Below are 15,220 nucleotides of genomic sequence, written 5' to 3'. Positions count from 1 at the left end.
TAATAATAATCTTAGATACCTATTCAACATATCGGATTTAGACGGGTTTGTCAACGGATGGAAGGGCTCAAAACATGATGAAAAAAAGGCTCTCCGTGGAGAAAAATGTATAGGAAAAAGAAAATTAGAAAAAAAAGAAAAAATACTTGAAAAATATGAATAACTATGTTAATATAAACATCGGTCGCGCTTGAGGAAAGCGTAATATGGCTCCGTGGTCAAGCGGTTAAGACATCGCCCTTTCACGGCGGTAACACGGGTTCGATTCCCGTCGGAGTCATTCGAGCGAAAGCTCATTCATATTATAGTGTATGGCGCCATAGCCAAGTGGTAAGGCAAAGGTCTGCAACACCTCTATCACCAGTTCAAATCTGGTTGGCGCCTTTCAAAAAACAATCCTTGAAAAAGGATTGTTTTTTTGTGCTTAATTTTTAATTTGGGACGGGGGTTTTTTCATTTTCCTCCGTCCCAAATTAAAATATCCCTGTCCCAAATTAAATTTGCCGTGTCCCTAATGCCTGGCTGATTCGTTCGCGAGCTTCTTTGGCTTCGTGATGATTTAATCCGCTGGTGCTGATCCCGGTAACAATATTGCCTTGCCGTACGATCCCGGGGAAGTAGAAGTCACAAGATTCTTTTTTATGTGCGGTATTTACCGGTATTTTTCGTGCTTTACAGTCTGCCGCGATCTGATCGTTACAAGAGCTGCTGTTTGTTGCGGCGAGTACAATGTCTGCGCCTTCTGTCAGATTGGTGTGATATACATCCTGGATCCATTGGATGCGCCGGCTCTCACTCAATATTCGCAGTTTGTCTGTGATTTCTGGTGCTACGACGCAGATGTCGGCAGCAAAATCAAGAAGTGTCTCGATTCTTCTCTGGGCAATCTTGCCGCCCCCTATCACGAGGATTCTTTTCTCGGACAGGTCTACAAAAAGTGGAAAATATAAAGGTGATGATTTCTCCATGGAAGGCATCCTTTCTGTATAAACATTTTCTTTCATCATATCATGGATAATGAGGGTGTGACAGAATTATTTTCTGGAGTTTTCGGCGATGACCGATACAGACAAAAACCCCTTGAAGTATATCTGCTTCAAGGGGCTTTCCTTTTAAAAATCTAGAGATAAAGTCGAAACAACAAAAATCGGGGTTTTCATTTGTGTTCCAAAAACAATATATCACAAGAAAATATTTTTTTGTATAGTCTATAAATACATAATTATGACAAAAAATTGTGGCTCAAGCACAAATGCAATGGTATAATATCCATGCGAAGTGTAGAGGAGGGGGAAAATGGCTGTTGAATTAGAGAACTTATATGCAGAGATCGATCCGGAATATGGCGTTGCATTGCTTACGAAGAGTTGCTTTCATAAGATGATTGGCTGGATACATATGGTGGAAGATATGGATTTTGTACCTATGCTGCACGGCGATGAATTGGTCTTTAATTCAGGGCTGAATTATGTTTCGGAGGAATGGCTGAAGAGGTATATAGAAGCACTGAATAAAGAGTGCGCCGGCGGATTGATGATTGCGATTCGTGAGGGGAAAAAGATATCACAAAAGATTGTTGATTATTGCAATGAACTGGAATTCCCGTTGTTTTCGGCAACATGGGAGACTCCATATATTGATATCATGCGTATTTTTTCCGTAATTTTATTGAAGAACGAGCAGAGAGACACGAATTTAAGCACTGCATTGCGAAATGCAATATTTTTCCCGGACAATGAAGAACTGTATGTAAATTATTTTGAGGGAAATGGATTCTATCGCAATTTGACCTATAATGTTATTGTGTTAAGCTGTAATGTGTACAATACAGAACGTGGCAATGAACGTTTGAATCAGATTAAGAAGGAATTACATTATACCTTGGAGAGAAGAATTATATATGAAGAGAATAATCGTCTTATTATTCTTGCGACGGGGTATTCTGAAAGGAAATTATTGGATATTTTTCAAAAAATATGCGAGAAAGATGATAATGTATATGTTGGCATCGGAACAATGGTAAATAGCATCAAAGAGATCCATAAGTCTTATGAACGAGCGAGAACAGCATATGAATTGACAAAGGCTCCGATTGACAAGAATATATTATGTTACAAAGAGCTTGGAATATATAAGATTCTTTCTGATATAAAAGAGGAAGAGATCTATCCTGAGTTTGTAAAAGAAACATTAGGGAAATTAATGGACTATGATGAAGAGAATGGCACGGATTATGTAGAGATTCTGGAAGCATATTTTAAGAACGAGTGTAATATTGTCGAGACATCAAAGGCGTTATATTGCCATAAGAATACCATGGCTTATAAGATCAACAAGATTAAAGAAGTATTGGGATATGATATTACTTCTAATGAAAACAGAATGAAAATTATGGTATCATTCTATATTATGAGATCCAGAATTGGATATCGGTAAGAATTATCAGATGAAATGAGGAATCACATGGAGATGAGTAAGGGAAAAGTATGGCTGGTCGGAGCAGGTCCTGGAGAGATTGGATTATTGACTCAGAAAGCCATAACGGTCATAGAACAGGCAGATTTTATTGCATATGATGCGCTGATTGGAGAGGAGATACTGTGTATGCTTCCAGAGGATGCAGAAAAGGTGTCCGTAGGGAAGCGTTCAGGCAAGCACTCGGTATCACAGGAAAAGACGAATCAGATCCTTCTGGAGGAAGCGTTAAAGGGAAAAAAGGTGGTCCGCTTAAAAGGCGGAGATCCGTTTGTGTTCGGACGGGGCGGAGAAGAGTTAGAGTTATTGGTGCAATATGGAATACCGTTTGAAGTGGTTCCGGGAGTGACTTCGGCGGTGGCAGTGCCTGCCTATGCAGGAATTCCGGTGACGCACCGCGATTATACTTCTTCTTTTCATGTGATTACGGGGCATCCGAGAAGAGATGGAAAGGATCGTATAGATTATGGTGCGCTGGTGCGTATGGATGCGACATTGGTATTTCTTATGAGCGTTGGCACGATGGGAATGATTATGGAGAATCTGGTAAAAGCAGGAATGGATCCAAAGATGCCGGCGGCAGTCCTGGAAAGAGGGACGCAATACCGACAGCGCAAGGTAATCTCAACGGTTGACTGCCTGGAGAGAGACTCCAAAGATGCCAAAATTCAAGCTCCGGCAGTCATTGTCGTAGGGAGAGTATGTACATTATCGGAGCTGTTCGCATGGTACGAGAAGCGTGAACTTGCACAGATGCAGATTATTGTGACCAGATCCAGGAAAAAAGCAAGTAAGCTGACTGCACAATTAAGAGAATCGGGTGCAGAGGTGTTGGAACTGCCCATGATCGATACGACCGCTATTGCACTGGAACAGATTCGGTTGGATGAGTTGTTTGACGAACCGGCTGGAAGAGAATTGTGGCTTACATTTACAAGTCCAGTAGGAGTAGAAACTTTTTTCAGTGTTACGTTACCAAGTCTTGGGAAAGATATTCGAGGCGTGCTGCGAAAAGGAGCGGATGTAAGATTTGCTGCGGTTGGGGAAGCAACAGCAAAAGAATTGGAAAAATACGGATGGATGACGGATGTGGTGCCAGAAGTATATAATGGAAGGGAACTTGGCAAAGCACTTGTAAGAACTGCAAGAAAGGATGCGAAAGTCTATCTGCTTCACGCAAGGCAAGGTTCTGAGGAATTAAAAGAAGAATTGAAAAGAGCAGATCTTGCATATGAAGATATTGCGATTTATGAAACGATATGCAGACAGGACAGCCCTTGGGCCGATATGGTAAAGGATAAGATTAACCAGGGACTGATCGACTGGGTTACATTTACGAGTGCATCAACCGTCCGGGGGTTCGTTCAGACGATGGGTGGAATGGATTTTTGCAAAGTTCCTGCTCTGTGTATTGGAGAACAGACTGCGACAGAAGCACGAAAATACCATATGAAGATTGAGATATCGGACAGGGCAACCATTGCAAGTATGGTAGAAAAGTTGAAAGAACTTCGCGCGAAGCAGGAGGTATAGTTGATGAAGAGAATATTGGGAGTTCTGCTGTCTGCCACCATGATTCTGGTGATGGCAGCAGGATGCAAAGATCAAAGAGCGGAGAATGTCTCTGGCAAGAGCGGACAGGAGATCGTCGTCGGTACAAACAGTGAAAGCGGTGGCCTGGATCCGGCGGGGATGATTGCAGATACTTATCTGGCATATTCCGTATCTGCGTTGGACGAACTTTTGACGTATGATGAGAATGGAGAGATTGAATATCGTGCTGCAGAATCCTATGAGGTGAATGACGATAAGACAGAGTGGATTTTTCACTTGAGAGAAGATGCAAAATGGTCAGATGGAACACCGGTCACTTCGGCGGACTTTCGCAACACCATTGAACGTTCTCTGGATCCTGCCAGTGGAAATGGATATTCAAACTATCTGTTCCCGATTGAGAATGCCGAAGCAATCTATAATAGGGAAGCAGATATGAGTACACTCGGAGTAGAGACACCGGATGATACGACGTTGATCTTCCATCTGTCTACACCGTGCGTGTATTTCCTGGATTTACTGCGCCTTCCGGTATATACTCCGTCGTGTGTGGCTTATGCGGATGCAGTTGGAAGCGGGTGGGATACCGACCCGGCGACGAGTGTATCCAATGGACCGTTTTATCTGACAGAATATGTGTCACAACAGTATTTTGTGTTGGAGAAGAATCCATATTACTGGGATGCAGACAATATAGCATTGGATAAGATTACCTATAAGTTCTTCGATAATAAGCAGTCGATGGCAGCAGCTTACGCGACTGGAGAGGTGGATGTGGCTTTGTCATTACTGGGGACAGTGATGGATGAATATGAGGGACAAGATGATCTTGTGGTGACGGATGCAATTGCCACACGATATATATATATGAATATAGAGAAAGTAGAAGTGCTCCAGGATGTTCGTGTGCGAGAGGCATTGAACCTTGGAATTAACCGACAAGAACTTTGCCAGGCGGTGGGAAAGGATACAGAGCCCACGGTAAATTTTGTCGCAAAATATATGGTAGATAAATCAACGGGAGAATATTTTGTAGATGGTGCGCAGGCTCCTTTTGAAGAAAATCTAAAGAGGGCAAAGGAGCTGCTTGCAGAAGCGGGTTATCCGAATGGAGAAGGGTTTCCTGTTCTTACTTATAATTATCCGACTTTGGAAATGGATATGGATACCGCACAGGTACTGCAGCAGCAGCTGAAAGAAAATCTGGGAATTACAATAGAATTGAATGGACAGGAGCTTCAGGTAAATTATTCGGAACGAAGAGCAGGAAACTTCGAATTATGCCGTATGAATTGGACGGCTGATTTCGCTGATCCGAATACGTATTTATCTATGTTGCTTTCAAACAGCACTTATAATTGTAGTGGAATCAGGGATGAGGTATATGACGCGTTGGTAGAAGCATCTGACACAGAGACAGATCCGGCAAAGAGAAGCGAACTTATGCATGAAGCAGAACAGTATGCGATTGGGGAACAGTTCTATATTATTCCGCTCTATTCTATGCATCATGTGAATCTGATCCGGCCGAATATTACGGGAATCACACAGATCCCGGCAACGGGGACACTGGATCTTAGAGGTGCATCGGTTCAATAAAGGATGGGAGGAAAGAATGCGGTATGAAGAAAGCAATCTTGGTCGTCAGCTTTGGAACGAGTTATAAAGAGAATCTGGAGCGGACAATTGGAGGAATAGAGAATTATCTAAGAGGAGAGTTTAAAAATTATAGATTGTACAGAGCATTTACCAGCCAGAGGATTATCCGAAAACTATGGGAAGAGAACCAAATTGCAATTCCGACGCTGGAAGAGGCAATTACGCAGATGCGAGAAGATGGAATGGAACATATTGTTGTACAGCCGACGTATGTGGTCCATGGCTTGGAATATGAGAGACTAAAAAGTGCATTGGAAGGTTACCGGGATTTTTTTCAGACCTTAAAATTAGGAGAACCACTCTTAAATCAGGTAGAGGATTATAAGGCGTGTGTTCATTCTGTGATAGAAGATTGGCAGATGAATAAAGAAGAAGTAATCGTGCTTGCCGGTCATGGGACACAAGGACATGCACAGGCTGCTTATACTATGCTGGAATACGCTTTTCATTCTATGGGTTATTCCAATGTGCTGGTCGGAACCGTTGAAGGGTATCCGAGTGTATCTGACGTGATGCAGAAGCTTGGAATGTTGGAGCCAAGGCCGCTTCGGATCATACCATTTATGATTGTCAGTGGCGAACATGTTCATCATGATCTGTCTGGTGATGAGCGTTCCTGGATGGCCAGATTCCAGAGTATGGGATTCCCGTCTCGAGTAGTAGAGAAAGGACTGGGAGAGATGAAAGGGATACAGAGAATATTTGCAGAACATGTAAGAGAGGCGATGGAATCATGAAGAGAATCGTAAGGATTGGAAGCAGGGAAAGCAGACTTGCAGTGTGGCAGGCAGAATATGTTGCGCAATTGATAGAACATGCACATCCTGAGATTCAAGTACAGATTATTACAATGAAGACGACAGGAGATAAGATTCTGGATCGCAGTCTGAATCAGATTGGCGGGAAAGGCTTGTTTGTAAAAGAACTGGATCTTGCGCTTCTGGAAAAACGGACAGATCTATCCGTGCACAGTTTAAAAGACATGCCTGTTGAAATCCCGGAACAACTCCCGATTCTTGCTTTTTCCAGGCGAGAGGATCCGCGGGATGCGATTCTTTTTCGCAAAGGTGTGAAGCCAGAAGACATTACGGTAATCGGAACTTCCAGCCACCGAAGACGGATTCAGCTGGAACGCCTGTACCCAAAATGTGCATTTACCGGAATGCGGGGAAATGTACAGACCCGCGTGCGTAAGTTGGAAGAAGGACAGTGTGATGCAACCATACTTGCAATGGCTGGGCTAAAACGCCTTGGAATGGAATCTGTGGCGGGAAGAATACTTGCAACGGATGAGTTAATACCGGCAGCAGGGCAGGGAATTCTGGCGGTACAGGGAAGAGTTGGTGAAGATTATAGTTATCTGGATTGCGTGATGGATGAAAAAGCGAAAGTGGCTGCTCTTTCAGAAAGAGCATTTGTGCGTATGCTGGGTGGAGGCTGCAGCGCTCCAACAGCGGCTTATGCACAGATAGAAGGAGAAGAAGTTATTCTGAACGGTCTGTACTATGACGAAGAAGCGAAAGATTATATCACAGGGAAGAAGCGAGGGCCAGTGGAGGAAGCTGAGAATATCGCAAGAACTTTGGCGGCAGAACTGAAAGCGAGGTTTAGAGAACGTGGCTAAGTATGTGGCAAAACGGCTGGTGACAGGAGCGGCGGCATTATTGTTTCTTACATTTCTTACTTTTGTGATGGCGCATAAGATGCCGGGAAATCCTTTTGATACGGGAAATGTATCGGAGCAAGTTCTTCAGACGATAGAAGAGGAATATGGGCTTGGAGAGCCTCTGCAGGTGCAGTTTGCTTTCTATATGAAGAACCTGTTGCGAGGAGACCTTGGCATGTCCATCAAGAAACCAGGAGTAACGGTAAATTCTGTGATTGCAAGAAGTCTTCCTGTGACGGCGAAGGTAGGAATACTGGCTTTTCTGTCGAGTCTGATTCTTGGAACTCTCTTAGGAATCTGGCACCTGATGACCAAAAGAAAGCTTGTAAAAAAAATGATTTTGTTTATCGAGAGTGTAGGGATTGGTGTGCCAAACTTTGTATATGCCTTATTATTCATGCTCATCTTTGGTGTATATTTGAAATGGTTTCCAATTGCCGGGATCACGACGCCAATGAATTATGTATTGCCGGTGGCCGCACTTGCCGTGTATCCAACATGTGTGATTTCGCGGATGTTCTACAGCGCAGTGCAAAAAGAATATACACAGGAATATGTTATGTTTTTGAAGGCAAAAGGACTGAAAGAATCAGCAATCCTGATGAGGCATATGTGGCGGCCGGCTCTTACACAGTTGTTGACTTATCTTGGACAATTGCTGGTGTATCTTGTGACGGGCTGTTTTGTGGTAGAGAGTATCTTCACTATTCCCGGTCTTGGAAGAGAATTCGTTATGTCTATCAATAACCGTGATTATACGGTGATTATGGGACTTACGGTTTTTGCAGGGGCGATTGTGATTCTTGCGCAACTTGTGCTGGATGTAGTACAGATGTATCTCGACCCTAGAATTCGGTTTGGAACGGAGCAGAACAGATGAAACAAGTAATGGCAAATAGAAAATTTATCATATATCTGGGAATCTTAGGTGTATTCGTGGCAGCAGCGATAGTTGTTCCTAGCCTTTCCCCGTATTCGTATGATGCACAGGACGTGGTGAGTCAAAATCTTGGTGTGTCGGCGGCACATTTATTCGGGACGGATAAGTTCGGAAGAGACCTTTTTACCCGTGTATGCTATGGGTTGCGGATTAGTCTTACGGTTGGATTCGTCAGTGCATGTGTCTGCTTTGTCATAGGTGTTGTGGTTGGTGCAGTGTCTGGACTTGCCAACTTGGTTGTTGACAGCATTTTGCTGGAACTGATGAATATCATCAGTGCAATTCCGTCTATGCTCTATGTGATTCTGATACTTCTGGTATTGGATGCAAGTATTGGAAGTGTGATACTGGGAATCTGTGTGGCAGGGTGGGTTGATCTTGCGAAAATGGTAAGAGTAGAGACAAGACGGCTTCGGCAGATGGATTACTGTCTGGCAGCGGAGATGATGGGAGTTCCGATGTGGAGAATCATTTTTAAATATATTTTGCCAAATGAGAGAGGGCTTTTGATTGTGCAGACGATATTGCTGATTCCCAAAGCGATATTTACAGAGGCATTTTTAAGCTTTCTTGGGATTGGAATTGCAGCGCCCAGAGCAAGTCTCGGAACACTGATTCAGGATGCAAGGTCGTTGATCACTCAATATCCGACTCAGATATTATTCCCGGTTCTGGTACTTGCGGCATTGATTGTATGTTTGCAAAGCATTGGTTATGCACTGGAGCAACAGGGAGTGAATGGTGCTCAAAGGATACAGGAAGAGATATAGGAGGATACCGCATGGGAAAATTGCTTGTGGTCGATCATCTGACCATAACATATACGCGAAGACAGCAAGAAGTGGTAAAAGATTGTTCTTTTGAGCTTGAAAGCCAGGAAATCCTGGGAATCGTGGGAGAATCTGGATCGGGAAAATCAACGATGGCAATGGCTATCCTCGGGTTTCTCAAGAAAGGAGCCGTTATTTCAAGCGGACAGATTCGGTATTGTGGAGAAGATATCACACCGCCTCTGACTGATGTGAAAAGAAGAAAACTACGCGGTGGTGAGATCGCGGTCATCATGCAAAATGCGATGTCATGCCTGGATCCATTGATGAAGATTGGCAGGCAGATTATGGAAAGTCTAAGACTACATACGGATTGTACCCGGCAGGAGGCGAAAGAAAAAGCAGAAGAATTGTTGGATATGGTGGGAATCCGAGATGTAAGTGCATGTATGAATCGGTATCCGTTTGAATGTTCGGGAGGGATGCAACAGCGTATCTGTATTGCAATCGCTCTGGCTGGGAATCCGAAAGTATTGATTGCTGATGAGCCGACGACTGCGTTAGATGTGACGGTGCAGGCACAGATATTGAATTTGCTGAGAAGACTGTCAAAAGATCTGGGGATTGCCGTGATTATGATCAGCCATGATCTGGGAGTGGTCGGTGCTCTGTGTAATCGCTTGTTGGTCATGCGCGAAGGAAGCATCGTCGAACAAGGAAGGGTAAGTGATATACTCTATCACAGCAGTGAAACATATACAAAAATGCTGATTCAGACAAGAAAGAATCTTGAACAGATTCCACAGGCCGCATCCGAAGCAGATAAGAAGGATATTCTGTTACATGCAAAGAATGTATGTAAAGAATTTCGACAAAAGAAAGTACTGCATTCGATAACGATAGCAATACAAAAAAATCAGAGCTATGGCCTGGTAGGAGAGAGTGGTTGCGGGAAAAGTACATTTGCGCGTGTCCTGGCGGGATTGTACAGACCTGAACAAGGAGAGGTGTATTGGAAAGGTAGGGAAATGAACTGGAAGTCAAGAAAGCAGCGTATAGATTATCGGAAAAAGATTCAGATGATCTTCCAGAATCCGTACCAGGCCCTGAATCCGACAATGACCGTCTATGAGAATCTGCAAGAAGCATTGATGGCGGCAGGAATTTCTGATGAAAAAGAAATCGCAGAACAACTCAGGCGTATACTGGATGAAGTGGGATTGGAAGAACAAAGAAAACAGGATTATCCACAACAATTGTCGGGAGGGCAGCTTCAGAGAGTCATGATTGCAAGAGCACTTTTGATGAATCCGGAATTTTTAATCTGTGACGAACCATTTTCCGGTCTCGATATACAGACACAGGAACAATTGGTCCATCTACTATGTAAGATGAAAGAAAAAGAACGACTCTCGATGCTGTTTATTGGCCATGATCTGTCAATCGTCGGTCACATCAGCGATATGCTGGGCGTTATCTATGATGGATGGCTGGTAGAAGAAGGACCATCCGGCGAATTGATGGAAGAACCATGGCATCCATATACAAAGGCTCTGTTTATGGCCGCAGACAGAGTGAGGCTTAATGGAAGTGAAAAGAAAAGACCATTTGTAATAGAAGAAGTAACAGAGCAAGGCGGAAAGGCTGGATGTCCGTACGTGGGAACGTGCAAATATGCAAAGAAAAGATGCTTCGCCGAGAAACCAGAAATATACGAATATCAAGGACATAAGGTAAGATGCTTCCTCTATGCAGAAGAGATGAACCAAGTCCGTGATGCCGGGTACACCATGAGGACACAGATCTAATTGGGGACGGGGGTTTTTTCATTTTCCTCCGTCCCAGATTAAAATGACCGTGTCCCTTTTTCAATTTACCCTGTCCCTAACAAAGATTGGCGTGTTATAATAGACAATAAGTTTATGTAATATATAGGAGGCTGAGGCTATGGATATCAATCGTATAAAGCGGAATAAGATGTTGGGAGAAAAGATTATCAAGGGTTTAGAGTCTAGGAATATGGAAGGGTATTATGCCGAAAATGCAGAAGAGGCATTGGCGAAAGCTTTGGAATGGATCCCGGAGGGCAGCAGTGTTGCATGGGGCGGCTCTATGTCCATTGGGGAGATTGGGCTGAAGCAGGCAATCTGTGAAGGTAATTACCAGGCGTATAACAGAGATGCGGCGAAGTCACCGGAGGAGAAGAGAAAGATTGAGCTGATTACATACGATTGTGATTTCTTTCTTGCAAGCAGTAATGCGATTACAGAAGATGGTGTGTTGGTAAATGTAGACGGTATGGCCAACAGGGTATCTGCAATCGCCAACGGTCCAAGAAATGTTATTATGATCGTGGGAATGAATAAGGTGGTAAAGGATGTAGACAATGCGCTTTCCAGAGCAAGAAATGAAGCTGCACCTATTAATGCACAGAGATTTCAGCTGGATACACCGTGCGCTAAGACAGGGGCATGTTTTGACTGTAAATCTCCAGATACGATATGCTGTCAGATCTTGATTACCAGATATTCTAAGGTTCCAAAGAGGATTAAGGTTATCCTGGTTAATGATGAACTTGGATTTTAAAAATGTTTTGAAATAAATAATTGACTTACTTCTTGGCATTTGATATACTATATAAGTACCGAAAACAAGGCGCCATAGCCAAGTGGTAAGGCAAAGGTCTGCAACACCTCTATCACCAGTTCAAATCTGGTTGGCGCCTCTTAAAAAATAGAACCGCAATTCTTTAGTGATAAAGAATTGCGGTTTTTCTATTCCGCGATTAAGTTTTCTGCAATGTGCCGCGCCACATAGACGCCGCTGGCAGACGCGTGGGAGAGGGAATGTGTTACACCGCTTCCATCACCTATGATATATAAGCCTTTGTACTTGCTTTCCAGGTTTTCATCGATCTCTACTTCCATATTATAGAACTTCACTTCTACGCCGTAGAGCAGAGTGTCATCGTTGGCAGTACCGGGCGCAATCTTATCCAGCGCATAGATCATCTCGATGATACCATCCAGAATACGTTTGGGCAGCACGAGACTTAAGTCTCCCGGAGTGGCAGCAAGAGTAGGAGTTACCAGTCCTTCACGAATTCGTGTGACGGTACTTCTGCGGCCTCTGACCAGATCCCCAAAGCGTTGGACGATCACACCGCCGCCCAGCATGTTTGAGAGTCGGGCGATACTTTCTCCATATCCATTGCTGTCCTTGAATGGCTCGGAAAAATGCTTTGCAACCAGAAGTGCAAAGTTGGTGTTGTCGGTCTGGTGTTCCGGATCTTCGTAACTGTGACCGTTGACGGTTACGATACCGTTGGTATTTTCATTTACAACGATACCATAAGGATTCATACAGAAGGTACGGACATTGTCTTCGAATTTTTCCGTACGGTAGACGATCTTGCTCTCATAGAGTTCATCCGTCAGATGTGAGAAGATGACGGCCGGAAGTTCTACGCGGACTCCAATATCCACACGGTTAGAGTGGGTAGGAATGTCCAGCTCATTGCAGATATTTTCCATCCATTTGCTTCCACTTCTTCCTACCGAGATAATGCAGTTCTTGCAGGTGGCTGTTCCATCTTTGTAGGAAATGCGGTAACCATTGTCAAGGCATTCTACATGTTCGACCGGTGTGTGGAAATAAAAATCCACCTTGTCTTTTAATTCATTGTATAGATTCTCAAGAACAATATAGTTGATATCTGTCCCAAGGTGACGTACGGAAGCATCCAGAAGTTTTAGTTTGTTCTGAATACAGATCTTCTTAAAATTAGTTCCGGCAGTAGAATACATCTTCGTACCTTCTCCACCATGGGAAAGATTAATCTTGTCTACATACTCCATCAAGTCAAGAGCCTTCTCCTTGCCAAGATACTGATAGAGCGTTCCGCCGAAATCGTTCGTAATATTGTATTTTCCATCGGAAAATGCGCCGGCTCCGCCGAAACCATTCATAATGGCACAAGTCTTGCATTTGATGCAGGATTTTACCTTGTCACCGTCAATTGGGCAATGTCGTTCCTGAAGAGGAAAGCCGGCCTCGAAGACGGCAATCTTAAGATCTCCGGCTCTTTGGGTAAGCTCATAGGCAGAAAAAATTCCTCCAGGGCCTGCGCCGATAATGATTACGTCATAATTCATAGTTATCACTCCTTGTTGCTTATTATAAACATTTTTTGTGTGGTAATGTATGACGAAAAAAGAACTCGCTATTCTCTGGTGAAAGAATACGAGTTCTTATGCAGTCACTTCTCTTTTTTATTATATCGTTAAATGAAAAGGAATGTCAATGGGTATATATCATAGAGAATATCAATAAATGCTTTTTGAATATGATAAAAAGCAATTGGAATAAAAAAGAGGGACTGGCTATACTAAAAGTAGTGTATAAAAGGAGGTAATAAGAATGTCTATTACAGCGGAAACCGCGAAAGCGCATGCTAAGGATCCTGCAGTATTATGCTGTAGAGCAGAGGCAGGTATTACAATTGAGCCGGCGAACCTGGAAGATCCGGCAATCTTTGATGAATTAGTTGATTCAGGCTTACTGAACCTTGATGGATGCCTGACAATTGAACAGGTATTGGGGGCAAAACTGACTAAGACGAGTGATTCTTTATGTCCATTGACTGCAGATAATGTAGATGGGATTAAAGAAGTAACAGAAGAAGAGCCGGAGGAAGAAGCAGCAGAGGAAGCAGAGGAAGTTCCAGCTGTCGAAATGAATGTACAGGGAGCTGTGACTACGATTAAGAGCGGAAAAGTAATTATTTCTATCAAAGAAGGGAAAGACATCCATCTTGAACTTCCAATATAGGAAAGCTTGCAGGTAGAGATAAGGCAGAGGAGTTTTAATATTCCTCTGCCTTTATTTTTTTCAGCGTTTTGTCAACAAATACTTTTGCGTGTTCCAGGTCAAGACTGTCTGGGTGTGTCAGCACTTCGTCAAAGTTACGGATATACAGGTCGATTTGTTTAGAATTATCAGCAGTCTGCATAGCTTCATATTTCTGGCGTACCTTCTGAGGCATCTTGCCCTGACAGATAAATGCGCCCAGATAATCATTGTCTGATTCAATCCAGGCATTGACACTGTGCTCAATGGCTTTGTAGTATTCGGGAGAATCTCCCATACCGCAGGTGGCAAAGAGAGCAATCTGCTTGCCACTTAAGTCGTTGAGAAAGTCGCTGATTGCCATGCTGCAGGTTCCCCGGTGTACACAGAAACCTACAAAATAGATGTTGGCCTCAGGAATCGTCTTATTCGTGTTAATGTCGATCAGGTCTTTGGAGTTGCCTGGAAGACGGGAAAATATGGAGGCAGCAATCTTCTTCGTGTTTCCAGACTCGCTTTCGTATAATACCAAATACTCTAACAAAATATCATTCCTTTCTTACATATAGCCGTGTGGCATTCCGCCGCCACCGCCACAATACAGCCCGCTACCGCCGCAGCAAAGGTTACATACCAGATTGGCAATGCACAGTTTCATGCAGAAGCTGCTTCCGGTGTTAAATGTGGTCTGGTAAGGATCTTGTTGCTGTTGATACCAGCTTCCGCCGCTTTTGAAACGGTTGACCAGCATCTGGTATTGGAAATTATCGGGTTCCATTCGCAGGGCTTCTTTGGCGTGTTGCAGAGCAATTACATTGTTACCGACTCCTGAATTGGCCAGCGCGCTGTAATAATACCATTGAGCGTTACGTGATGAGATACCATTCAGAAGATTCAGAGCCTCTTGATAATGTCCACTGTTGATGAAATTCGCGGCAGCTTTCATATGAAGATCTTCTTCGCTGTTAGAAGACTGAGGGCCTGTCTGACGATATTGTCCACTGAATCCACGGAAAGGACCGTAGTCACCGAAGTCACCAAAGCCACCGCTATATCCGCCGTTATATCCTCCGGCAGATCCCGACCTGCCCGTGTAGGATGTATCAGAAGTTCCATACTCCCGTTCATGCATGATCTGCTGATAGGCTTGCTGAACCTCTTTGAATTTGGCTTCTGCCTGGTCTTTATTCGGGTTGTTGATATTGGCGTCGGGATGATATTTTCTGCTCAGGCTTCGATAAGCCTTTTTTATTTCTTCGTCAGAGGCGTCCCTTGATACGCCTAAGACTGCATAAGGATCGGTCATGT

13 protein-coding genes, 3 tRNA genes and 1 pseudogene are annotated in these 15,220 nt (G+C 43.6%); 13 read left to right on the top strand and 4 right to left on the bottom strand.

The features are described from left to right. Nucleotides 1–208: 208 nt before the first annotated feature. Together JQM81_RS07895 and JQM81_RS07890 are read left to right on the top strand one after the other, a co-directional pair. Nucleotides 209–280 (top strand) — tRNA-Glu (locus tag JQM81_RS07895). A gap of 33 nt (nucleotides 281–313) precedes the next feature. Further along, nucleotides 314–384, top strand: a tRNA-Cys gene (locus JQM81_RS07890). 110 nt (nucleotides 385–494) lie between these two features. Here JQM81_RS07890 and JQM81_RS07885 read toward each other — a convergent pair. Next, a complete protein-coding gene (locus tag JQM81_RS07885) occupies nucleotides 495–968 on the bottom strand; it encodes a precorrin-2 dehydrogenase/sirohydrochlorin ferrochelatase family protein (protein WP_235232970.1) in 474 nt (157 codons plus the stop codon). A gap of 328 nt (nucleotides 969–1,296) precedes the next feature. Here JQM81_RS07885 and JQM81_RS07880 point away from each other — a divergent pair, with 328 nt between their 5' ends. From JQM81_RS07880 to JQM81_RS07835, 10 genes are all read left to right on the top strand, one after another. Then, nucleotides 1,297–2,436 carry a PucR family transcriptional regulator gene (locus JQM81_RS07880; RefSeq protein WP_235232969.1) on the top strand — a complete coding sequence of 380 codons (1,140 nt, stop codon included), beginning with the start codon at nucleotides 1,297–1,299 and terminating at the stop codon, nucleotides 2,434–2,436. Nucleotides 2,437–2,463: 27 nt separating this feature from the next. Next, nucleotides 2,464–4,008, top strand: coding sequence for a uroporphyrinogen-III C-methyltransferase (cobA, locus tag JQM81_RS07875; RefSeq protein WP_235232968.1), 1,545 nt, complete (start codon nucleotides 2,464–2,466; stop codon nucleotides 4,006–4,008). Nucleotides 4,009–4,011: 3 nt separating this feature from the next. After that, nucleotides 4,012–5,628 (top strand): peptide ABC transporter substrate-binding protein, encoded by a 1,617-nt coding sequence (locus JQM81_RS07870; protein ID WP_235232967.1) that lies wholly within the window; start codon nucleotides 4,012–4,014, stop codon nucleotides 5,626–5,628. Between the two features lie 23 nt (nucleotides 5,629–5,651). Then, nucleotides 5,652–6,425 (top strand): sirohydrochlorin cobaltochelatase, encoded by a 774-nt coding sequence (locus JQM81_RS07865; RefSeq protein WP_235232966.1) that lies wholly within the window; start codon nucleotides 5,652–5,654, stop codon nucleotides 6,423–6,425. Beyond that, a complete protein-coding gene (gene hemC, locus JQM81_RS07860; RefSeq protein ID WP_235232965.1) occupies nucleotides 6,422–7,312 on the top strand; it encodes a hydroxymethylbilane synthase in 891 nt (296 codons plus the stop codon). Before JQM81_RS07865 ends, hemC begins: the two co-directional genes overlap by 4 nt. Further along, the gene (locus tag JQM81_RS07855; protein WP_235232964.1) at nucleotides 7,305–8,234 is read left to right on the top strand and encodes an ABC transporter permease; all 930 of its coding nucleotides are present in this window, start codon (nucleotides 7,305–7,307) and stop codon (nucleotides 8,232–8,234) included. Before hemC ends, JQM81_RS07855 begins: the two co-directional genes overlap by 8 nt. Next, nucleotides 8,231–9,064 carry an ABC transporter permease gene (locus tag JQM81_RS07850; protein ID WP_235232963.1) on the top strand — a complete coding sequence of 278 codons (834 nt, stop codon included), beginning with the start codon at nucleotides 8,231–8,233 and terminating at the stop codon, nucleotides 9,062–9,064. Before JQM81_RS07855 ends, JQM81_RS07850 begins: the two co-directional genes overlap by 4 nt. An 11-nt stretch (nucleotides 9,065–9,075) precedes the next feature. Beyond that, a complete protein-coding gene (locus JQM81_RS07845; RefSeq protein ID WP_235232962.1) occupies nucleotides 9,076–10,872 on the top strand; it encodes an ABC transporter ATP-binding protein in 1,797 nt (598 codons plus the stop codon). A 139-nt stretch (nucleotides 10,873–11,011) separates the two neighbouring features. Then, nucleotides 11,012–11,650 carry a lactate utilization protein gene (locus tag JQM81_RS07840; RefSeq protein ID WP_235232961.1) on the top strand — a complete coding sequence of 213 codons (639 nt, stop codon included), beginning with the start codon at nucleotides 11,012–11,014 and terminating at the stop codon, nucleotides 11,648–11,650. 68 nt (nucleotides 11,651–11,718) lie between these two features. Beyond that, a tRNA-Cys gene (locus tag JQM81_RS07835) sits at nucleotides 11,719–11,789 on the top strand. A gap of 49 nt (nucleotides 11,790–11,838) precedes the next feature. Here the strand turns inward: JQM81_RS07835 and JQM81_RS07830 are convergent. Continuing rightward, entirely contained in the window at nucleotides 11,839–13,218 is a 1,380-nt protein-coding gene (locus JQM81_RS07830) for an NAD(P)/FAD-dependent oxidoreductase (RefSeq protein WP_235232960.1), read from the bottom strand. 265 nt (nucleotides 13,219–13,483) lie between these two features. On the opposite strand from JQM81_RS07830, the pseudogene JQM81_RS07825 reads away from it, so the two are divergent. Continuing rightward, nucleotides 13,484–13,891: pseudogene (locus JQM81_RS07825) on the top strand (sugar transporter); the annotation flags it as partial. Nucleotides 13,892–13,928: 37 nt separating this feature from the next. Here JQM81_RS07825 and bilS read toward each other — a convergent pair. Together bilS and JQM81_RS07815 are read right to left on the bottom strand one after the other, a co-directional pair. Then, complete coding sequence (gene bilS / locus JQM81_RS07820; protein ID WP_235232959.1) at nucleotides 13,929–14,456, bottom strand: flavodoxin family protein BilS; 528 nt, start codon at nucleotides 14,454–14,456, stop codon at nucleotides 13,929–13,931. Between the two features lie 15 nt (nucleotides 14,457–14,471). Further along, a complete protein-coding gene (locus JQM81_RS07815) occupies nucleotides 14,472–15,218 on the bottom strand; it encodes a J domain-containing protein (RefSeq protein ID WP_235232958.1) in 747 nt (248 codons plus the stop codon). Nucleotides 15,219–15,220: the final 2 nt, after the last annotated feature.

This window comes from Faecalicatena contorta (assembly GCF_021531895.1).
Lineage (GTDB): Bacteria > Bacillota > Clostridia > Lachnospirales > Lachnospiraceae > JAFBIX01.
The sequence above is the reverse complement of the archived record's forward strand: the minus strand, read 5'-3'. Positions and strand labels throughout refer to the sequence as shown.

Bases quoted from the DNA above. Each gene is read 5' to 3' on its own strand.
- JQM81_RS07885 (WP_235232970.1), bottom strand. From the start codon at position 968: ATGGAGAAATCATCACCTTTATATTTTCCACTTTTTGTAGACCTGTCC.
- JQM81_RS07880 (WP_235232969.1), top strand. From the start codon at position 1,297: ATGGCTGTTGAATTAGAGAACTTATATGCAGAGATCGATCCGGAATAT.
- cobA (WP_235232968.1), top strand. From the start codon at position 2,464: ATGGAGATGAGTAAGGGAAAAGTATGGCTGGTCGGAGCAGGTCCTGGA.
- JQM81_RS07870 (WP_235232967.1), top strand. From the start codon at position 4,012: ATGAAGAGAATATTGGGAGTTCTGCTGTCTGCCACCATGATTCTGGTG.
- JQM81_RS07865 (WP_235232966.1), top strand. From the start codon at position 5,652: ATGAAGAAAGCAATCTTGGTCGTCAGCTTTGGAACGAGTTATAAAGAG.
- hemC (WP_235232965.1), top strand. From the start codon at position 6,422: ATGAAGAGAATCGTAAGGATTGGAAGCAGGGAAAGCAGACTTGCAGTG.
- JQM81_RS07850 (WP_235232963.1), top strand. From the start codon at position 8,231: ATGAAACAAGTAATGGCAAATAGAAAATTTATCATATATCTGGGAATC.
- JQM81_RS07845 (WP_235232962.1), top strand. From the start codon at position 9,076: ATGGGAAAATTGCTTGTGGTCGATCATCTGACCATAACATATACGCGA.
- JQM81_RS07840 (WP_235232961.1), top strand. From the start codon at position 11,012: ATGGATATCAATCGTATAAAGCGGAATAAGATGTTGGGAGAAAAGATT.
- JQM81_RS07830 (WP_235232960.1), bottom strand. From the start codon at position 13,218: ATGAATTATGACGTAATCATTATCGGCGCAGGCCCTGGAGGAATTTTT.
- JQM81_RS07815 (WP_235232958.1), bottom strand. From the start codon at position 15,218: ATGACCGATCCTTATGCAGTCTTAGGCGTATCAAGGGACGCCTCTGAC.